The following is a 22441-nucleotide window of genomic DNA, read 5'->3' on the forward strand; positions in this document are numbered from 1 at the left end:
TCTCTAAAGAGGCTTTTTTTTTGTTTTTTTTCTATTCATTAAATAAGAAATATCAATCTTTTTTAAAAGACTGATTTACAGTTGAATAATACAGTTATTTTTAAAACTGAAAAAAAATATAAATCTATGAGTATCTTAAATTCAGTAATTAAACTTTTTGTAGGTGATAAACAGCAGAAAGATTTAAAAATTTTACAACCAATTGTTGAGGATGTAAAGAAATTTGAAGCAGCACTTGCTAAGTTATCGCACGATGAATTACGTGCAAAAACGCAAGAATTTAAAAACAAAATAAAAGAAGCTACTAAAGAATTTAATGATAAAATTATAGCTTTAGAAGAAGAGGCAAAAACAGCTAACATAGATAGACAAGAAGATATTTACACAGAAATAGATTCTTTAAAAGATGAAGCATACAAAGTATCTGAAGAAACCTTAAGTGAAATTATGCCAGAAGCTTTTGGTGTGGTTAAAGAAACGGCAAAACGTTTTGTTGAAAATAAAGAAATAGAAGTTACCGCTTCTACTTACGATAGAGAATTATCTGGAATTAGAGAGAACGTAATTTTAGAAGACGATAAAGCAATTTGGCAAAACTCTTGGGATGCATCAGGAAAACCTGTTACTTGGGATATGGTTCATTATGATGTTCAATTAATTGGTGGTTCTGTTTTACATCAAGGAAAAATTGCAGAAATGATGACTGGTGAAGGAAAAACGTTGGTTTCTACTTTACCTGTTTATTTGAATGCTTTAACAGGAAATGGAGTTCATTTAGTAACTGTAAATGATTATTTAGCAAAACGTGATAAAGCGTGGATGGGACCAATTTTTGAGTTTCATGGTTTTACAACAGACTGTATCGATTATCATCAACCAAATTCTGACGAAAGAAGAAAAGCATATAATGCAGATATAACATACGGAACAAATAATGAATTTGGTTTTGATTATTTGCGTGATAATATGGCAAGTTCTAAAGATGATTTAGTGCAAAGACCACCAAATTATGCAATTATAGATGAGGTAGATTCAGTTTTAATTGATGATGCAAGAACACCTTTAATTATTTCTGGCCCTGTTCCTCAAGGAGACAGACATGAATTTAACGAACTAAAACCTTTAGTTTCTGACTTAGTTTCTTTACAAAGCAAGCATTTAGTTAGTGTTTTAGCTGAAGCCAAAAAATTAATTGCAGATGAAAACACCAAAGATGGTGGCTTCTTATTATTAAGAGTTTACAGAGGTTTACCAAAAAATAAAGCATTAATTAAGTTTTTATCTCAAGAAGGAATTAAACAAATTCTTCAAAAGACAGAAAACTTTTACATGCAAGATAATAACAAACTAATGCCAGAAATAGATGAAGATTTATGGTTTGTTATTGAAGAAAAAAACAATCAAATAGATTTAACAGATAAAGGAATTGCGTTATTATCAGAAAAAACAGAAAACGAGAACTTCTTTGTTTTACCAGATATTGGTGTAAAAGTTGGTGAAATTGAGAATGCAGAAACTACTGCAGAAGAAAAAACAGCTCTAAAAGAAGACTTATACAAAGATTTTAGCATAAAAAGTGAACGTATTCATACAATGAATCAACTTTTAAAAGCATATACTGTTTTTGAAAAAGATGTTGAATATGTAGTGATGGAGAATAAAGTAATGATTGTAGATGAACAAACGGGTCGTATTATGGACGGTCGTCGTTATTCAGATGGTTTACACCAAGCAATTGAAGCAAAAGAAGATGTAAAAATTGAAGATGCTACTCAAACTTTTGCAACGGTAACATTACAAAATTACTTTAGAATGTATCGTAAACTTTCTGGAATGACAGGAACTGCGGTTACAGAAGCTGGTGAATTATGGGAAATCTATAAATTAGATGTTGTAGAAATTCCTACAAACAAACCAATTCAAAGAGATGATAAGCAAGATTTAGTTTATAAAACTGCACGTGAAAAATACAATGCAGTTATTGATGATATTGTAATATTAGTTGCAGAAAATCGTCCTGTTTTAGTAGGTACAACTTCTGTAGAAATCTCAGAATTATTAGGAAGAATGTTACAAATGCGTAAAATTCCTCATAATATTTTAAATGCAAAACTACACAAACGTGAAGCAGATGTTGTTGCAGAAGCTGGTAAACCTGGTGTTGTAACAATTGCAACAAACATGGCGGGTCGTGGAACAGATATTAAATTAACAGACGAAGTAAAAAAAGCTGGTGGTTTAGCAATTGTGGGTACAGAACGTCATGATTCTAGACGTGTAGACAGACAGTTACGTGGTAGAGCTGGTAGACAGGGTGATGTTGGTTCAACTCAATTTTATGTAGCATTAGATGACAATTTAATGCGTTTATTTGGTTCTGATAGAATTGCTAAAATGATGGATAGAATGGGGTTAAAAGATGGTGAAGTAATTCAGCATTCTATGATTACCAAGTCTATTGAAAGAGCGCAAAAGAAAGTTGAAGAAAATAACTTTGGTATTAGAAAGCGTCTATTAGAATATGATGATATTATGAACTCTCAACGTGAGTTTGTTTATAAAAGAAGACGTAATGCTTTAGATGGTAAACGTTTGCAAGTTGATATTGCAAATATGATTTATGACACTTGTGAATCTATCATCAACAGTAGCAAAGCTGCAAAAGATTTTCAGAATTTTGAATTCGAATTAATTCGTTTTTCTTCTACAAGTTCTCCATTTTCTGAGGATGAATTTGAGAAATTATCAGAAAAAGAATTAACAGATAAATTATACGATATTGTTTCTGAACATTACAAAAACAAGATTGAAAGAAATGCAGTTTTAGCATTTCCAGTAATTAAAGATGTTTTTGAAAATGAAGGTGATAGATATGAAAGAATTATTGTTCCTTTTACAGACGGAGTTAAATCTTTACAAGTTGTTACCAACTTAAAAGAGGCTTATGAAAGTAACGGGAAAAGTTTAGTTACAGATTTTGAAAAAAACATCACGCTAGCAATTATTGATGAAAACTGGAAAGACCATTTACGTAAAATGGATGAGTTAAAACATTCTGTACAAAATGCTTCTTATGAACAAAAAGATCCTTTGTTAATTTACAAGTTTGAAGCTTTTGAATTATTTAAAATTACGGTTGATGAAATAAATAAAGAAGTATTATCCTTCTTATTTAAAGGAGAATTACCAACACAAGATAGCTCTCAAATTTCTGAAGCTCGTCAACAAAAAAGAGAAAGCTTGAATGCGAGTAAAGCAGATGTTCAAAACTCTACAGAACAAGCAATTAAAAGCTCTAGACAACAACAAGAACCTGTTGAAACAATTGTGCGCGATCAACCAAAAATTGGTAGAAATGAACGTGTTACAATTAAAAATGTAATGAGTGGTGAAGAAAAAGAAGTGAAGTTTAAACAAGCGATTCCTTTAATTGAAAAAGGAGAATTTGTTTTGGTGAAAAATAATTAGTCCTAAAGGTTATCGATACAAATTTCTTAAAATAGAAATTCAGGCAAACTATCTATAAATAATAAAACCGTTTAGAAAATTTCTAAACGGTTTTTTACATTTTATTTATAGAATTATTCTTTTATAAACTTGGTTGTAATTTTTCCTTTATGAGAAGAAAATTTTATAAAATACAATCAGCTTGATAATTCTTCTATATTTATCTTTTCAGCATTATTATTGAATTCCATAAATTTTAAACCACTAAGTATTTTAGTGATTTTTTTCCTCCAACATTATCCATTTGAACCTCTCCAAAAGGAGATTATTTCCATAAATAAGCAATAACTCCTGTTTTAATAGCACCTAACAGCTCAAAAGTAAATATTAAATTTGTTATAGTAGAACTATTTATAAGTTTAAAAAACTTGAGTACATAACCTACTTTTTAATCAGCTTTATACTCTTAACACCTGATACTGTTTTTATTTGAGCAAAATACAATCCCGCTTTTAGACTAGAACCGTCAATTACTGTTTCACTTGTATTTGGTGATAATGACATCACTTTTTTACCTTGTATATCAAACACTTTAATAGCTGATATCTTTAAATTATCCGTTTTAATTGTCCAACTATTTTTAGAAGGATTCGGAAATGCTTTAAAGTTTGAAATTTCAAAATCATTAGTGCCAAGTGATGGTTGTTTCCAGAAGTATATATTATCTACATAAATAGCCGTTGAAAAACCATTACCACCAGTAAACTTCAAATGAATCGCTTTTGTAATATCTTCTGTTATACCTGCAACAGCAATATCTATACCTTGCCACGCTCCATCTCCATTTGTAATCGCATGTGGAATTTCGGTACCCGAACTTAAGACTGTTATATTAGGGACTACACCATTAACAGTCCAAATATCTAAATGTAAAAATTCCATAGAAGTAAGATCTAGAACTCCATTAAATTCAATTCCTTGATAATTGAAGTTTGGATACGCTAGTACGGTATTTCCAGTATTTGCAGGTTCGAATATTGAACTTGCAGAACTAAAACCACTTTGTTGCCAATCTGGTGTGTAACTAGCACCTATAATATTGTTATATGAATCACTATATATTGAAATTACATCTATCGCCTCGCGCACTGGTGGTTCTGGTGCATCTATATTAGGTGCCCCTATATAAAACGATACCGAATACGTTTTAGTCGTTGTACCGTCTTGTGCGGTTACTAATACAGTGGCATCACCAGGTATTGAAGTAGCTTGCGTTATAGATGCAGAAGCTAAAGTATCTGAAGTTGTAGCCAATGTGATTTGAGGTACTATAGTTGTTCCTCCAGGCAATGACACTAAATAAGATTCAGAATTTGGTGTAAAACCTGCAATTGAAGTCCCATCGACTTTTAAAGAACTTAAAGTTGCATCTGATCCTTCAGCTGTTGGGCTTTTATAAAAATAAAGATTATCTACATAAATAGCGTTTGATGAACCATTACCACCAGTAAACTTAAACTGAATAGCTCTTGTAATATCTCCTGTAATTCCGTTTACCGGAATATCGATACTTTGCCATGCACCATCCCCGTTTGCAATTGTATGAGGAATTTCTGATCCCGAACTGATAACAGATATCGTTGATTTTACACCATCAACAGTCCAAATATCTAAATGTAAAAACTCCATCGCAGTAATATCTTGAGCTCCTTTAAGTTCTATACCTTGGTAACTAAAGTTTGAATATGCTAATACTACATTTCCAGAACCTGCAGGTTCAAATGTTGAACTTGCAACGCCAAAACCACTTTGTTGCCAATCTGGATTATAATTTGCATTTGATATATTATTATAGGTATCACTAAAAATTGAAATTACATCTAAGGCTTTGCGTCCCGGTGGTGTTGGTGCGTTTACATTTGGTGAACCAATATAAAAAGAGACTTTATACGTTTTAGTTGTTGTACCATCTTGTGCAGTTACTAAAACAGTAGCATCACCAGGTATTGAAGTAGCTTGCGTTATCGTCGCTGAAGCTAAAGCATCTGCTGTTGAAGCCAATGTAATTTGTGGTACTATCGTTGTTCCTCCTGCTAAGGGTACTAAATAAGATTCAGAATTTGGTGTAAAACCTGCAATTGAAGATCCATCGACTTCTAAAGTACTTAAGGTTGCATCTTCACCTGAAGCTGTTGGGTTTTTATAAAAATATAGATTATCTATATAAATAGCAGTTGAAGAACCATTACCTCCTATAAATTTTAATTGAATTGCTTTTGTAGTATCACCTGTTATGCCGGCAACAGGAATTTCTATACTTTGCCATTTACCATCTCCATTTGTAATTGTATGAGGAATTTCTGCACCTGAGCTTATAACAGATATCTTTGGAATTACACCATTAATAGTCCAAATATCTAAATGTAAAAATTCCATAGCTGTAATATCTTGTGCAGAATTAAATTCTATTCCTTGATAATTAAAGTTTGGATATGCTAATACTACATTTCCAGAACCTACAGCTTCGAATGTTGAACTTGCAGCACCAAAACCACTTTGTTGCCAATCTGGATTATAATTAGCACCAGATATATTATTATAGGTATCACTAAAAATTGAAATCACATCTAAAGTCTTACGCACTGGTGGTGTTGGTGCATCTATATTTGGCGCACCAATATAAAAAGAGACTGTATAGCTTTTAGTAGTTGTACCATCTTGTGCAGTTACCAAAATAGTAGCATCACCAGGTATTGAAGTAGCTTGCGTTATAGATGCAGAAGCTAAAGTATCTGAAGTGGAGGCCAATGTAATTTGAGGTACTGTTGCTGTTCCTCCTGGTAATTCTATGGAGTAGGATCCTTTATTAGGTGTAAAGCCTGTAATTGAAGACCCATCTACTTCTAATTCTTTTAAGGTTGCATCTGTTCCTGAAGCTGTTGGACTCTTATAAAAATAAAGATTATCTACATAAATAGCACTTGATGAACCATTTCCTCCATCAAACTTAAATTGAATAGCATTTGTAAGATCTCCTGTAATACCTGCAATAGGAATGTCAATACTTTGCCATTCACCATCTCCATTTGAAATTGCATGAGGAATTTCTGTACCTGAACTTATAACAAATATTCTAGGTGTTACACCATCAACAGTCCAAATATCCATATGCAAAAATTCCATGGAGGTAATATCCTGAGCTTCATTAAATTCTATTCCTTGATAATTAAAGTTTGGATATGCTAGCACCACATCTCCAGAACTTGTTGGTTCGAATATTGAACTTGCAGAACTAAAACCACTTTGTTGCCAATCTGGATTATAATTAGCACCAGATATATTATTATAGGTATCACTAAAAATTGAAATCACATCTAATACCTCACGCACTGGTGGTGTTGGTGCATCTGCTACTGGGGCTGTTAAGATACTTGTAGATTTATTTTGAGTAGAAGATTTTATTGTTCCCTTAAGAGCAATATTCTGTGATTGCCCATTTGCAAAAAATAATAAGGCAATTAAAAATAGTATACTTTTTTTCATTTTTTTATCGTTTAGTTAATAATCGTGTTGATTGTGATTGTTAACTGGAAAAATGATAATTTTAATATTAATTAAAGAAGCATGAATCATATAAAAACCATACAAAAACATAAATTGCACAGAAAACTATTAAAACAATTAAAGGCAAGGGCTTTAAGTTTTAAAAAAAAAAACGAAATCGAATAAATAGTATGAAATGCTGTAGAGTTGTTATGGAAATGTTGTGGAAATCTTGTGGGAATAATTATTTTAATTAAAAAGAAGAGAACATTTTATAGCATACAAAACAAAAAACTCCATTTAAAATTAATTTTAAACGGAGTTTTTTGTTTTGTAAAAGAAAAGAACTAGATGCTCTAATCGAAATTAGTTTCCATTTTTAGATAATCTAGAAACTCACGTTTTCTATCTTTTTCTTTAAACTTACCACCAAACTCAGCAGTAACCGTAGAACTTTCTATGTCTTTAATTCCTCTAGAATTAACACATAAATGTTTTGCATCTATAACACAAGCAACATCTTGCGTTCCTAAAGCTTCTTGCATTGCTTGTACAACCTGCATCGTTAAACGTTCTTGAACCTGTGGTCTTTTTGCAAAATATTCCACGATTCTATTCATTTTAGAAAGTCCAATTACTTTTCCGTCAGAAATATAAGCAACATGTGCTCTACCAATAATTGGTAATAAATGATGTTCACAAGTAGAATACACAACAATATTCTTCTCTACCAACATTTCACCGTAATTATAATTATTGTCAAACGTAGATGCTTTTGGCATATTTTTAGGATTTAACCCCATAAATAGCTCATTTACAAAAGATTTAGCAACTCTTTTAGGAGTTCCTTGTAAACTATCATCTGTTAAATCCATTCCTAAAGTGGTTAAAATATCTTTAACACTTTCTTGGATTCTATTAATTTTTTCTTCGTCAGAAATATCAAAAGCATCTGCTCTTAACGGAGTTTTGGCTGATGTACCAACGTGGTCCTCTCCTATTTCTTCACTTCTTTCGTCATTCATTTTGCTGCTCAATTCAAACATTTCATTCAATAATTAAAGTGCAAATTTACGTGTTTGCAACGTATTATTTTAGTTTATTAATAAATTAAACTTATCAAACTATAATTTATTATGACTTTAACTTATTTATTAATTCTATTAATGAACAATTAGCTTGCTCGCCAGAGTTCATGTCTTTTAACGTAAAAACATCGTTTTCTACTTCAGAAACTACAAATTTTATTTCTCTAGAAGAAACATATTTCCATTGTCGTTTTTGTTGCTTATTACTTTCACCTAAATCAGGATAAAATTCAGATTTTATGTTATTTTCTCTCAAACTTTTTATCGCTTTCATTTTAATAACATCAGTAGTTGCATCAAAGTTTAAGAAAATAACTTTCGGTTTTGGGCTGTCAACAGCTTTAAATAAACCTAACTCTTCAAGAACTAAGTAAATTCTGTCTAATCCAAAAGAGATTCCAACTCCAGAAACATCTTTTAAACCAAATATTCCTGTTAAGTCATCATATCTTCCACCACCACCAATAGAACCCATTTTTACACCTTCTGGAGCAGCAACTTCAAAAATTGCACCTGTATAATAGTTTAATCCTCTTGCTAAAGTTACATCTACTACTAAAGCTGCTGTTTCTAAACCTAATTCTTCAATAGCATTAATTACAAAACGCAACTCTTCTACGCCACTTATTCCTTCTTCAGAGGTTGATAACATGCTTTCTAAAGAAGCTAACTTCTCTAAGTTTGAACCAGAGAAATCGAATAAAGGTTGAACTTTTTCAATGGCTTCTTCAGTAATTCCTTTAGAAATCATTTCTTTTACAACTCCTTCTTTACCAATTTTATCTAACTTATCTAAAGCAACCGTAAAATCGATTAATTTGTCTTGTGCACCAATAACTTCTGCAATTCCAGATAATATTTTTCTATTATTGATTTTGATTGTTGTTCCTTCCAAACCTAACTTGGTAAAAACAGCATCATATAACTGAACAAACTCTACTTCTTGCCATAAAGATTTACTTCCAACAACATCTGCATCACATTGAAAAAACTCTCTAAAACGTCCTTTTTGTGGCTTATCTGCTCTCCAAACAGGCTGCACTTGATATCTTTTAAAAGGAAATGTGATTTCGTTTTGATGTTGTACAACGTATCTTGCAAAAGGAACTGTAAGGTCATATCTCAATGCTTTTTCACTTACATAATTACCCACATATTTATTTCCTAATTGATAATAAAAATCTGCAAAGACAATATTTGTTAATTCATTCAACTTATTTTTATCTTCTCCTGATATTTTATCATTTAAATGTGGAACTTTTAAAATTATTTCGGAAATTCTAAACCAAATATCTTCTGTTAATTTAACTAAATCTATTCTACTTTCATCAAATTTTATATCTTTAATAACTCTTAATGCATTTGGAAATTCTCTAATAAATTTTTCTTCGAAAATATTTACATCAAATTTGTCTTTTTCTTTATTTATTTCTTCTCTTAAATTAAAAACTGCCGTTTTAATGGATTTTAGCAAATTATCATTAAAACTTCTCAAAAATTCTCCAGAATCTAAAATCTTAAAAATAAGTCGATCTCCTTCTTCACCATATTTCCCCATTAAGGTTGATGAATTTTCAAAACTTGGCGTTTCTATTGGTTGAAATCCGAAAGTTTCAAAGGCAGTTTTAATCGTGTTCATAATATAGGTACGATTTGCTACTTCTGTTGGCGAAAAATCTCTTGTTCCTTTTGGGATACTTGGTTTCATATTTTTAATTATGAGTTATGAGTTTTTAATTTTTAGTTGCATCACTAAAAACTTAAAACTTAAAATTTAAAACTCGCAATTGGAAATTGCGCACGCAAATATCGTGAAAAAGTTATAATTTTTTAGCTGTTCTAAAGGTTTTATTTTGGCGTTTTAAACTATACAAAGAAGCATTCAACTCAAAACCCAATAATAGAATTATTGCATTTAACCAAGCAAATAGCATTAAGATAAGTAACGTACCAATAGAACCATATAATTGATTGTATTGAGCAAATTTTACAACGTAAATTCCGAATAAATAAAAGGTAAATAATGAAACTACAGTTGTTAAAATGGCACCTGCAGAAAAGAATTTAATATTTTTTCCTTGTTTTGTACCAAATCTAAAAAGCAAAGAAACAATTGTAAAAATCATTACTAAAAAGATAAAGCTACGTCCTAATAAAAATAAATTTAAATCGTCTGTATTAAACCACCCTTTTTCATCAATTTTAGATAATGCTACTTGATATAAAATAATTAAAGTGACTGCAATTATTAAAAATAATGACATTAATAAAGAAACCCCAAGCGAAATAAAATACGCTCTAAAAACGTTTCTAAACTCTTTTACATGGTACGAATATTCAAAACTACCAAAGATTGCATTTACACCGTTTGTCATTAAAAAAATGGAGACTAAAAAACCAAAAGACAGCAATCCACCGTATTGATTATTAATAATATCTTCTAACACAACATTAACAGCTTCAAAGGTTTGTGGTGGTAAAACTTCTTTTATAAAAGAAAATAACCCCTCTTGAAAACCTTCTATTGGGATATATGGAATTAGGGTTAAAATGAAAAGTAAAAAGGGAAAAACAGCCATAAAAAAACTAAAGGCAATCCCACCTGCTCTTGTTGTTAAAGCGCCTCTAACAATACCAATAACATACATTTCTAGAACGTCATATAAAGACATTCCCTCTAAACCCGGAATTTTAATTTTCTTCAAAAATCTTACCAAAACATTAATAATTGGTATTTTTTCTAGTTTATCTTCTATTGGTTTTGTCATAAATTATTCAATAACAATATTGTATTTCTGTAACAGTCCTACACTATTTTCTTTGGTAAATTTCGCACCTTTTATTTGATTTTCATCAGGGTATATTGAAAAATTAAACGCTGACCTAAAATCTACTTTTTCAAGATTTGTTCTATCGAAAATCGCCAATTTTAAATCGCAATTATCTAAAACTGAATTGGTCAAAATCGTTTCTGTAAAATCTACTTCTTGCAAATTGCAATTATTAAATTTTGTATTCGGAATTTTCAATTGATAAAAAGACGAGAAATTTAATTGACACTCTATAAATGAAAATTGTAATAAAAAAGGATCACATTCATTAAACTTCACTCCAATCATTTTACAGTTGATAAAGTTTACGTCTTTAAAAGCAGTATCATTTACAATAGTATTACTAAAATTACATTCAATAAATTCACATTCTACAAACTGAAAATTTGATGCGTGAATTGCTTCAAAATTACAATTTATAAATATACAATTATCATATTCTCCTTTCTTGATTTTCGTTTTACTGAAATCAATTTTTGAATATTCTTCACTATCAAAATAGGTCTCCATTTATTTTAATCCTCTAGCTTTTAACATTGGAGCTGCTTCTGGATTTCTCCCAGCAAAGGTTTTATACATTTCTGCATAATCCATTGTATTTCCTTTTGATAAAACTTGCTCACGGAATTTCTGTCCGTTTTTACGTGTTAATAACCCATTGTCTCTAAACCAATCATATGCATCATGACTCAACATTTCTGTCCATAAATACGAATAATAACCTGCAGCATAACCACCACTAAAAATATGTGCAAAATAAGTTGAACGATATCTTGGTGGAACTTCATCAACATTTAATTTCATACTTTTTAAAGCTCTTGATTCAAACTTAGCTACATCTTCAATTTTTTCATCAGCAGAAATTGTGTGCCATTTCATATCTAAACTAGAAGAACATAAGTTTTCAATCATAGAATACCCTTGATTAAAAGTACCTGCATCTTTAATTTTTTTCAATAATTCTGCAGGAATAACTTCTCCTGTTTTATAATGTAATGCGTAGTTTTTTAAGATTTCTGGATGTGTAGACCAATTCTCATTAAATTGAGATGGAAATTCTACAAAATCTCTTGCTGTACTTGTTCCTGATATTGAAGCATACTTTTGATTTCCGAAAAAACCATGCAATGCATGTCCAAATTCATGAAACATGGTTTCTACACCATCAAAACTAATTAATGCAGGTTCTCCTTGTGCCGGTTTTGGCGAGTTACAAACATTATAAATTACAGGTTTTTGATTACGTAATTTAGATTGTTTCACAAAACTACTCATCCACGCGCCACCACGTTTACTGTCTCTTGCAAAGAAATCACCAAAGTACAATCCTAATTTACTCCCATCTTCTTCAAACAACTCATAAACAACTACATCTGGATGATATGTTGGAATATCTGTGCGTTTTTTAAAAGTGATTCCATACAACTTTGTTGCTGCATAAAAAACGCCTTTTTCTAAAACATTCGTTACTTCGAAATACTGTTTCACCTCTTCTTCATCTAAATTGTATTTAGATTTACGAACTTTTTCTGCATAACGATTCCAATCGTATGGCGTTAATTTAAAGTCATTTCCTTCCTTATTAATTTCTTCCTGAATTTCTTTTATTTCAGATATTGCTTTCTCTAAAGAACCAGGAATTAAGTTTTCAAACATATTAAAAACTTTACCTGGTGTTGCAGCCATTGTTCCTTGCAAACTCCAACTTGCATAATTATCAAAGCCTAAAATTTGTGCTTTTTCAGCGCGTAACAAAACCATTTTTTTTACTAAATCACTTGTGTTGTATTCTCCAACATCGGCTCTATGTATAGATTTCTCAAATAATTGCTCTCTAATTTCTCTATTTTCTAAAATTTGTAATGAAGGCTGTTGCGTGGTATTTATTAACTGAATTTCATACTTACCCTCTTTTTCTAAAGACTTTATTTTTTCTTCAGAAAAACCTTTTAATTGTGCCTTCTCAGAAACTACAATTCCGCCCTTTTTACTTGCGTCTAACAACTTCTTCCCAAAATCATTTGACAAACTGGCTATTTCAGAGTTTATTTCTTTTAATTTCCCCTTTTTATCTTCAGATAAATTTGCACCTGCTTTAGAGAAGTTTTTAAAATATTCTTTTACTAAGTGATCCGATTCTGCATCTAAATCAGCAGCAGACAAATTATCATAAACCGTTTTAATTTTCCTAAATAACTTTGTATTTAATAAAACTTCATCACTGTGTTTAGAGAATTTTGGTGCTAATTCTGTTTGATTCTCCTTTATGGTATCATTTGTATGTGCACTTGCAAGCCCATAAAAAACAGCAGTTACATTATCTAATACCTTGCTACTCTCTTCTAGAGCTAAAATGGTATTTTTAAATGTTGGCGTTTCTTTATTTATAGTAATTTTTTCAATTGCTTCATTCTGTAATTTCATTCCTTCTAAAATAGCCGGTAAAAAATGAGACGTTTTTATTTTATTGAAATCTGGAGTACCATATTCCAACGTATTTTTAATTAATAAAGGATTGCTAGATAACTCCATATTATTTTCTTTTTTCACTTCTTTAGTATCGCAAGAAATTACGAGTACTAAGCAGGCTACTATCATTATATATTTTTTCATTTTTATTTATTTTAAAGTGATAAACTCAAACTGTGCAACTTTTTTACTTATTTTTAAAAAGCTTTTAAGCTCAAATCTAAATTATAAACGGAGTGTGTTAATGCGCCAGATGAAATAAAATCGACACCACATTCTGCGTATTTTCTAATTGTATCTTCGTTAATTCCGCCAGAAGATTCTGTTAAACAAGTATCACCAATTAAAGCAACTGCTTTTCTAGTATCTTCATAATTAAAATTGTCTATTAGAATTCTATAAACTCCTTCATTAGAAAGAATTTCTTTAATTTCTTCTAAACTTCTAGCTTCAACAATAATCTTTATATCAAGATTTTTCTCAGCTAAATATTTCTTTGTTTTTGTAATTGCTGCTGTAATTCCGCCAGCAAAATCGATATGATTGTCTTTAATCATTACCATATCATACAATGCAAAACGATGATTTTCTCCACCACCAATTTTTACAGCCCATTTTTCTATAGCTCTAATTCCTGGAGTTGTTTTTCTAGTATCTAAAACTTTGGTTTTTGTACCTTTTAATAAATCAGCAAAAAAAGCAGTTTTTGTAGCAATTGCGCTCATTCTCTGCATCGCATTTAAAACCAAACGCTCTGCCATTAAAATAGATTGAGATTTCCCTGAAACATGAAAAACAATATCTCCGTATTTCACTTTATCTCCATCATTTATAAACGTTTCTACTTCTAAATCTGCATCTACATGGTTAAAAACCATTTTTGCAAATGCCACTCCAGCAATAATTCCATCCTCTTTTACTAATAGTTTTGCTTGTCCTTTTGCAGCTGTAGGAATACAAGAAAGTGATGTATGATCCCCTTCTCCAATGTCTTCTCTTATGGCATTTTTAATAATTAACTCAAGTTCTTTTTCAAATTGCGCTTTAGATATCATAAGTTTTCTTTATTCTGATGTAAAAATAGTAATTCGTAACTCATAATTCATAATTTTGCAGCATGAAAATTAAACTTCTTGCCATTGGTAAAACTGATAATAAAAATTTAATTCAGTTAATTGATGAATATCAAAACCGATTAAAATATTATATAAAGTTTGAACTGGAAATTATTCCTGACATTAAAAATGTAAAGAATTTAAGTGAAGTTCAACAAAAGGAAAAAGAAGGAGAATTAATTTTAAGTAAACTACAAAACACAGATCATTTAGTTTTGTTAGATGATAAAGGGAAACACTTTACTTCAATTGAATTTTCTAAGTATTTACAAAAGAAAATGAACTCTGGTATAAAACAATTAGTCTTAGTAATTGGCGGACCTTATGGTTTTTCTGATGCGGTTTATAAAAAATCTATTGGAAAAATATCACTATCTAAAATGACATTTTCACATCAAATGATTCGTCTTTTTATTGTAGAACAACTCTATAGGGGTTATACAATTTTAAAGAATGAACCCTATCATCATGAATAAAAAAGGGTTAATTATTTTTTAGCTTTCACATAGTCAAGAGGTGAATATGTAGTTATCTTTTTAAAAGCAATAAAAAAAGGATTATAAGAAGAAAAACCTGTTGTATACGCTACAGACTCAAAAGTTTCTGTTTGTAAAAAACCTGTTTTTATGAGCGAAATTGCATCTTGTATTCTACTATTCATCCTATATTCAGAAAAAGATAATTTAGAATGATATTTAAATAAATATACAATGTGACTTGCAGGAACACCTAGTTTCACGGCGATATCACTTTGTGAGGTTTTTTGATTACGAAAAATCAATTTTTCTGCAGTTAATTTTTCAACTTCATTGATATAACTAACAATATTACTTCTAACCTTTTCTTGTAATTTTTTATCTTGACTATTTTGTGGAATATCTGTTTCAAATACCCAATTATCATCAATTTCTATAACAACTTCCTCTTCTTCCTGTTCCTCCTCTTCTTCAGATAAAGGATCATTAAATCTAATTAAGGTTTTATTTAGTATTGGAAGACCAAATAATATTTCTGGAGATGTTAAAATTTTAAAAAAAATAAACAACCAAAAAAGTAATGAAAAAATAGCCATCGATTTTCCTGAAAGACTAACACCATTATTAGATTCTGTATATAAAGAGACTAGTACCATAACACTACTAAGCGTGTTAATTGTAAACAAATACATTGTCCAATTTTTAACTAAATTAAAATGTTTGCTATTAAAAACCTTATTTTTTCTAAACCATATACTCTTACTTAATAAAGCAAAGGCCACTATTAAATAGAATAGCATAAATATTCCTATCAAAAAGAAATTGGTTATAGGGCCAAAATAAAAGATAAAACTATTTTCTAAAGTTTCATTTGAATTAATAAAATAGAGAAATAGAATAAAAATAAGGTGTTTTAAATCTTTATAGCTATATGCTTTTTTTTGAAGTGTTAGATATTTATAATATAAATAATAACAAGGAACAATAATTAAATACAATATCGAATGTACACCTCTATCAGGTTTTAAAAGTACTTGTAAACTTAAATCATAACTTCCATGCACTAGAAAACGAAAAGAAACTAAACCTATAACTAAAACTAAAAAAAAATTATAGAAAGGATTGGACCTGTAAGATCTTATCATTAAGGAAAAGGTAACAATACCTATAATACCAGTAAAAAAAAATAAAAGAGATTCTATCAAACTATTGCCACATATTTTATTGTACAAAAGTAAGCAACTTTGATAATTCTTTTTATATTAAATTCAATTTTATTCAATTTTATTCAATTTCATTCAATTTTATTCAATTTCTAATAAATCCACCTTACTGATTCGTTAAAACACTTATTGATTCCCTTAAAAATTAAACTTTTCAATTTATTAAGAAAGATTAAACATGTTTTTTGTTTTATGTTTGCAGTCAGTAACAAGTTCATGCAAAAAAATAACTGCATTTACTACAAAAAATTAACTGCCAGTATAAAATGTTTTTAGAAGAGGATCTTACAATTATTTTATAATAATACTTTTGGGGGAAAGTTTTTAATATAAATTAAACAATCTTATTTAAACATTTTCTGGCAGATTTTTTTTCTACTTATCACAAATTAAAGAAAGTGTAATATAATTTTACGCTACTACTCTAAACAGGTAAAAACTATCCTTTACAATTCTTAAATTAAGTAGTATTAAAACTAAATCTTCTCTATAAATAATTAGGAATTCAAAACAACAGGCTACAAAATTTTACTGTTAATTTCCTTACATTTGCTTAAATTAAACAAATGAAATTAGTTTTTGCAACCAATAACCTCAACAAACTTTCCGAAGTTCAAAAAATGTTACCAGACTCAATTGAATTATTGAGTTTAAAAGACATTAATTGTTTTGATGAAATTGATGAAACTGAAACCACTTTAGAAGGAAATGCACATTTAAAAGCAGACTACATTACCAATAAATTTGGTTATAACTGTTTTGCTGATGATACGGGGTTAGAAGTTGAAAGTTTAGGTGGAAAACCCGGAGTATATTCTGCTCGTTTTGCTGGTGAACCTTCAAACTCTGAAAATAATATGCAAAAACTATTAGTAGATTTAGAAGACAAAGAAAACAGAAAAGCACAATTTAGAACTGCAGTTGTATTAAATTTAGATGGAAAAAAACATCTTTTTGAAGGCATTTGTAAAGGTGAAATTTTAACAAAAAAACAAGGAGAAAAAGGTTTTGGCTATGATCCTATTTTTAAACCAGCAGACTTTTCTAAATCTTTTGCAGAAATGACTTCAGAAGAGAAAAATATTATTTCTCATAGAGGGATTGCCATTAAAAAATTGGTTGCCTTTTTATCAAAAACATAAAACATGAAAATAAACACCTTAATAATACTTGCAGCAATTCTAATTAGTAGTTGTACAACAAAACCAGAAGTAACTACCAATACAAAACAATTAAGACATATTGTTTTATTTAAATTTAAAGAAGCCTCCTCTCATGTAGATGTTAAAAAAGTAGAAGCTGCATTTGTAAATTTACCTACTAAAATTAAAGAAATAAAAGGTTTTGAATGGGGACTAAACAATAGTACAGAAGATTTAAATAAAGATTTTACACATTGTTTTATGGTTACTTTTAAGAGTGAAGAAGATAGAAACACCTACCTACCTCATCCAGATCATTTAGCTTTTGTAGAAGTTTTAAAACCACATTTAGAAGATGTTTTGGTTTTAGATTATTGGGCAAAATAATTTTAAACAACTACAATTGTCGTTAATAAATAGATGAATCAAAAAAATTACAAAAAACAGTTTATTATATTATCAGTTTTACTGATAATCTTGTTCTTTTTGAACATCAGTTTTGGCTCTGTTTCCATTCCGTTTAAAGATATCTTTAATAGTATTTTTGGTGGCAATGTAACCAAAGAAAGTTGGCAAACCATTATTCTACAGTTTAGACTACCTAAAGCAATTACCGCTGTTTTAGTAGGTTCTGGCTTGTCTATTTGTGGTTTATTAATGCAAACTTTATTTAGAAACCCTTTAGCAGGACCTTTTGTTTTAGGTATTTCTTCTGGCGCAAGTTTAGGCGTTGCACTATTAATTTTAGGGTCATCCGTTTTTGGAGGCTTCTTTCTTACCAATTCATTTTCAAATTGGTCTTTACCAATTGCTGCAAGTTTAGGTGCTTTTTTAGTATTATCGGCGGTAATTATAGCGGCTAATAAAGTTAGAAATACCATGTCTATTCTTATTATTGGATTAATGTTTGGTAGTCTTACAGCTGCAGTTATAAGTGTTTTAGCTTATTTTAGTGAAGCAGATCAAATTCAGCAATATTTATTTTGGAGTTTTGGTAGCTTAGGGAATCTTTCTTGGAAAGAACTTTGGGTGTTTATACTTATTTATTGTGTTGGCATTTTAGGAACCATTTCTATTATAAAACCTTTAAACAGTTATTTACTAGGTGAAAATTACGCAAAAAGCTTAGGAATTAACATCAAAAAAAGTAGGTATATTATTTTACTAATTACAAGTTTATTAACGGGAGTAATCACGGCATTTTCTGGTCCAATTGCTTTTATAGGCTTGGCAATTCCTCATATTTCTAGATTGATTTTCTCGAGCTCAAATCATAAAATATTATTACCTGCTGTTGCAATTATTGGAGCCATTGTACTATTAATTTGCGATATTATTGCACAATTACCAACAAGCGAATTTACATTACCAATAAACGCAATTACCTCTATTTTTGGTGCACCAATTGTAATTTGGCTATTAATTAGAAAAAAGAGAATTTTTGTCTAATGAATACATTAAAAGAAAAAAACATCATTCTAAATACTGAAAACCTATCTATAGGGTATCAGCATAAAAAGAACCCAAAAATTGTTGTTTCAAATATTAATTTAGAAATAGAAAAAGGGAAATTAATTACTATTTTAGGGAAAAACGGAATCGGAAAATCAACTTTATTAAGAACGATTTCTAACGTACAAGCACCTATTTCTGGTCGTGTTTTTTTGAAGGATAAAAATCTTAATCAATATTCAGAAAAAGAACTTTCTACACAATTAAGCTTCGTTTTAACAGAACGTTTACCAGAAAGCCAATTAACCGTTTTTGAACTCATTGCACTTGGCAGACAACCTTACACAAATTGGATTGACACACTTTCTAATGAAGATATACAAAAGGTAAATACAGCTATTGAACAAACTGAAATTGAGCATCTTAAAAACAATCGTTTTTATGAATTAAGTGATGGGCAATTACAAAGAGTTCTCATTGCTAGAGCTTTGGCGCAAGACACCGCTATTATTATTTTAGATGAGCCCACGGCACATTTAGACATGCATCATACAATCAAAATATTTTCGCTGTTAAAAAGATTGGTAGCAACCACTTCAAAAACAATTATCATTTCTTCTCATGAAGTTAATTTATCCATTCAACTTTCAGATGAAATTATAATTCTAACAGAAGCTCATTTTTATGCAGGAACGCCTGCGGAGTTAATCTCTAAAAATGCTTTTGAGAACTTGTTTCCTAAAGGACTTATTAATTTTAACAGAACATTACAGCAATTTGTCATTAACAAAATATAACTTTGAAGCAATACTAACTTTTATAAACAAACTAAACACTCTTTTAATCGATGAAAAAAATATTTTTTATTGCTAGTACATTTGCATTTTTGGCATGTAGCACTAGTAAAGATGCTTCTAAAAATACGGATGCAAACATAGATCAAGCTGCAAAATATGCTGCTACAATTACTGCAAAAGATTTAAGTAAACACTTATTTATTTATGCTTCAGATGAATTTGAAGGAAGAAATACCGGCGAACCTGGTCAGAAAAAAGCAGTAGCATATTTAAAAAACTTTTATGTACGTGAAGGAATTGCTTCTGCAATAGGTGGCGATGATTATTTTCAGGAAGTTCCTGCAGAATGGCTAAACAAAAATGCAAGAAGAGGAGAATTAAAAGCTTCTGAAAATGTGGTTGCTTTTATAAAAGGAACTGAAAAACCAGATGAAATTGTAGTTATTTCTGCGCATTTAGATCATGAAGGAATTAAAGATGGTGAAATATATAATGGTGCAGATGATGATGGTTCTGGAACCGTTGCTCTCTTAGAAATTGCACAAGCTTTTAAAGAAGCTTCTAAAGCAGGAAAAGGACCAAAACGTTCTATTTTAATCTTACATGTTACTGGTGAAGAAAAAGGATTATTAGGTTCTAAATACTATACAGAAAACCCATTATTTCCTCTTGCAAATACTGTTTGTGATCTAAATATAGACATGGTTGGTAGAATTGATGACAGACATAAAGAAAACCCTAATTATGTGTATTTAATTGGTTCCGATAAATTAAGTACAGAGTTACATAACTTGTCTGAAGAAATGAACACGAAGTACACTAATATAACGTTAGATTATAAATATAATGATGAAAATGATCCTAATCGTTTTTACTACAGATCAGACCATTATAACTTTGCAAAACACAATGTGCCAATTATTTTTTACTTTAATGGTACACATGCAGATTACCACAAACCAACAGATACACCAGACAAAATTAATTACGAATTGTTAGAAAACAGAACGCGTTTGGTTTTTCATACGGCTTGGGAAGTTGCAAATAGAGAAGCAAGAATTTTTGCTGATAAAGCAGAAGTTAAAAAAGAAGAAAGTAAATAATTTTTCTTTTTATTGATGTAAAGAAACCGAGCTAAAAGCTCGGTTTCTTTATGTTTATTTTTTTAATAAATAGACCAAAGCAAGAGAATAGTCATCTGTAGAATCGCATTAAAAAAATTACTTTTAATTTATTATGAAATAAGTCTTTTAACCTATTGATTTTTTGACTAAAAAAAAACTAACTTTGTCCACTTCTGATATAAGAAATTAAAACTAAGTTATATCAGCGTTAACGTTGTGCCTATCCCCCCTAAAAACAACAAAACTAGTTATCAAACTACAAAGAATAGACAGAATTTATGCTTTTTAACTCAATTGACTTTGCTATATTCCTACCCATAGTATTTATACTTTATTGGTTTGCAACAAACAACAACTTGAAACTGCAAAACTTTCTAATAGTTGCAGCTAGTTATTTATTTTATGGTTGGTGGGATTGGAGATTTTTATCGCTAATTTTATTCAGCACTTTGATTGATTATTCAATTGGAATTAGATTATCAAAAGAAGATAATATATCAAAAAGAAAGATATTGCTTTGGATAAGTATTTTGGTAAATCTTGGATTTTTAGGATTTTTTAAATACTATAATTTCTTTCTCGATAACTTTGTGACAGCATTTTCATTTTTTGGATCTTCAATAAATCCACAAGGATTAAATATAATCTTACCTGTTGGTATTAGTTTTTATACTTTTCAAACGTTAAGCTATACAATCGATGTTTACAAGCGAAAACTTGAACCTACAAAAGACTTTATAGCATTTTCAGCATTTGTTAGTTTCTTTCCTCAACTAGTTGCAGGACCAATTGAGAGAGCGTCAAATCTTTTACCTCAGTTTTATAGAAAAAGAGAATTTGATTACTCTAAAGCTGTAGATGGAATGCGTCAGATTCTATGGGGACTATTTAAAAAAATTGTTATCGCTGATAACTGTGCTCAATATGCTAATGAGATATTCAATAATTCAGCTGATTTCTCAGGAAGTACATTAGTACTTGGTGCTGTTTTCTTTACATTTCAAATATATGGAGACTTCTCAGGGTATTCGGATATTGCAATTGGTACATCAAGACTTTTCGGATTTAATTTAAAACAAAACTTTGCATTCCCTTACTTTTCAAGAGACATTGCAGAATTTTGGAGACGTTGGCATATTTCATTGTCAACTTGGTTTCGGGACTATTTATATATTCCATTGGGCGGAAGTCGCGGTGGTACTTGGATAAAAGTTAGAAATACTTTTATCATTTTTATAGTCAGTGGATTTTGGCATGGTGCGAATTGGACATTTATTGTTTGGGGAGCATTGAATGCCATTTACTTCTTACCACTTTTATTGACCAACAATAATCGTAATAATCTTGAAACAGTTGCTCAAGGAAAGTTTTTTCCTAATATAAAAGAACTTTCTTTTATGTTGCTGACGTTTGGTTTAACAGTTTTTGCTTGGATATTCTTCAGGGCAGAGAACATCGGTCATGCATTCAACTATATTTCGGAGATTTTATCAAGCTCACTTTTTGAAATCCCAAAGTTTGCAGGAAGGAGAAGTGCATTTACAACAATATTAATTATTGGAATTTTTGTTTTAATTGAATGGCAAGGTCGTGAAGGTCAATATGCCATTTCGGACATTGGGCAAAAATGGTATAGACCATTAAGATGGACATTTTATTCATTACTCATTTTTGCAATAGGAATGTTTATGCCCTCAGTCGAATCACCTTTTATCTATTTTCAATTTTAAGCAT

16 protein-coding genes are annotated in these 22441 nt (G+C 29.9%); 8 read left to right on the forward strand and 8 right to left on the reverse strand.

Going from position 1 to position 22441, the window contains the following annotated elements; translation table 11 throughout:
• The first annotated feature begins 126 nt into the window (after window positions 1-126).
• Window positions 127-3468 carry a preprotein translocase subunit SecA gene (secA, locus tag BTO04_RS04325; RefSeq protein ID WP_087565332.1) on the forward strand — a complete coding sequence of 1114 codons (3342 nt, stop codon included), beginning with the start codon at window positions 127-129 and terminating at the stop codon, window positions 3466-3468.
• A 420-nt stretch (window positions 3469-3888) separates the two neighbouring features.
• Here secA and BTO04_RS04330 read toward each other — a convergent pair whose 3' ends face one another.
• The 7 genes from BTO04_RS04330 to nadC all read right to left on the reverse strand — a co-directional run bounded on the left by BTO04_RS04330 (window position 3889) and on the right by nadC (window position 14433).
• Complete coding sequence (locus BTO04_RS04330; protein ID WP_087563328.1) at window positions 3889-6990, reverse strand: T9SS type A sorting domain-containing protein; 3102 nt, start codon at window positions 6988-6990, stop codon at window positions 3889-3891.
• A 356-nt stretch (window positions 6991-7346) separates the two neighbouring features.
• Entirely contained in the window at window positions 7347-8036 is a 690-nt protein-coding gene (gene folE, locus BTO04_RS04335; protein WP_087563329.1) for a GTP cyclohydrolase I FolE, read from the reverse strand.
• An 88-nt stretch (window positions 8037-8124) separates the two neighbouring features.
• On the reverse strand, window positions 8125-9786 hold the full coding sequence (gene hisS, locus BTO04_RS04340) for a histidine--tRNA ligase (RefSeq protein WP_087563330.1): 1662 nt from the start codon (window positions 9784-9786) through the stop codon (window positions 8125-8127).
• Between the two features lie 112 nt (window positions 9787-9898).
• Window positions 9899-10846 (reverse strand): YihY/virulence factor BrkB family protein, encoded by a 948-nt coding sequence (locus tag BTO04_RS04345; RefSeq protein ID WP_087563331.1) that lies wholly within the window; start codon window positions 10844-10846, stop codon window positions 9899-9901.
• A gap of 3 nt (window positions 10847-10849) precedes the next feature.
• Window positions 10850-11419, reverse strand: coding sequence for a pentapeptide repeat-containing protein (locus tag BTO04_RS04350; RefSeq protein WP_087563332.1), 570 nt, complete (start codon window positions 11417-11419; stop codon window positions 10850-10852).
• The gene (locus BTO04_RS04355; RefSeq protein WP_232455975.1) at window positions 11420-13441 is read right to left on the reverse strand and encodes a M3 family metallopeptidase; all 2022 of its coding nucleotides are present in this window, start codon (window positions 13439-13441) and stop codon (window positions 11420-11422) included.
• 134 nt (window positions 13442-13575) lie between these two features.
• Window positions 13576-14433 (reverse strand): carboxylating nicotinate-nucleotide diphosphorylase, encoded by an 858-nt coding sequence (gene nadC, locus BTO04_RS04360; RefSeq protein ID WP_087563334.1) that lies wholly within the window; start codon window positions 14431-14433, stop codon window positions 13576-13578.
• Window positions 14434-14495: 62 nt separating this feature from the next.
• On the opposite strand from nadC, the gene rlmH reads away from it, so the two are divergent.
• Window positions 14496-14969: a 23S rRNA (pseudouridine(1915)-N(3))-methyltransferase RlmH gene (gene rlmH, locus BTO04_RS04365; protein ID WP_087563335.1), complete on the forward strand. Its 474-nt coding sequence runs from the start codon at window positions 14496-14498 to the stop codon at window positions 14967-14969.
• A gap of 11 nt (window positions 14970-14980) precedes the next feature.
• Here rlmH and BTO04_RS04370 read toward each other — a convergent pair whose 3' ends face one another.
• Window positions 14981-16114 carry an AraC family transcriptional regulator gene (locus BTO04_RS04370; protein WP_232455949.1) on the reverse strand — a complete coding sequence of 378 codons (1134 nt, stop codon included), beginning with the start codon at window positions 16112-16114 and terminating at the stop codon, window positions 14981-14983.
• Between the two features lie 644 nt (window positions 16115-16758).
• On the opposite strand from BTO04_RS04370, the gene BTO04_RS04375 reads away from it, so the two are divergent.
• From BTO04_RS04375 to BTO04_RS04400, 6 genes are all read left to right on the forward strand, one after another.
• Window positions 16759-17334: a non-canonical purine NTP diphosphatase gene (locus BTO04_RS04375; protein WP_087563337.1), complete on the forward strand. Its 576-nt coding sequence runs from the start codon at window positions 16759-16761 to the stop codon at window positions 17332-17334.
• Window positions 17335-17337: 3 nt separating this feature from the next.
• A complete protein-coding gene (locus tag BTO04_RS04380) occupies window positions 17338-17721 on the forward strand; it encodes a Dabb family protein (protein ID WP_087563338.1) in 384 nt (127 codons plus the stop codon).
• Window positions 17722-17754: 33 nt separating this feature from the next.
• A complete protein-coding gene (locus BTO04_RS04385; protein ID WP_087563339.1) occupies window positions 17755-18783 on the forward strand; it encodes an iron ABC transporter permease in 1029 nt (342 codons plus the stop codon).
• Complete coding sequence (locus tag BTO04_RS04390) at window positions 18783-19583, forward strand: ABC transporter ATP-binding protein (RefSeq protein ID WP_087563340.1); 801 nt, start codon at window positions 18783-18785, stop codon at window positions 19581-19583. Before BTO04_RS04385 ends, BTO04_RS04390 begins: the two co-directional genes overlap by 1 nt.
• 50 nt (window positions 19584-19633) lie before the next feature.
• Window positions 19634-20686: a M28 family metallopeptidase gene (locus tag BTO04_RS04395; RefSeq protein ID WP_087563341.1), complete on the forward strand. Its 1053-nt coding sequence runs from the start codon at window positions 19634-19636 to the stop codon at window positions 20684-20686.
• Window positions 20687-20985: 299 nt separating this feature from the next.
• Window positions 20986-22437, forward strand: coding sequence for an MBOAT family protein (locus BTO04_RS04400; RefSeq protein ID WP_087563342.1), 1452 nt, complete (start codon window positions 20986-20988; stop codon window positions 22435-22437).
• Window positions 22438-22441: the final 4 nt, after the last annotated feature.

Origin of the sequence: Polaribacter sp. SA4-10 (assembly GCF_002163835.1) — a bacterium.
In the GTDB taxonomy this organism is placed as follows: Bacteria; Bacteroidota; Bacteroidia; order Flavobacteriales; family Flavobacteriaceae; genus Polaribacter.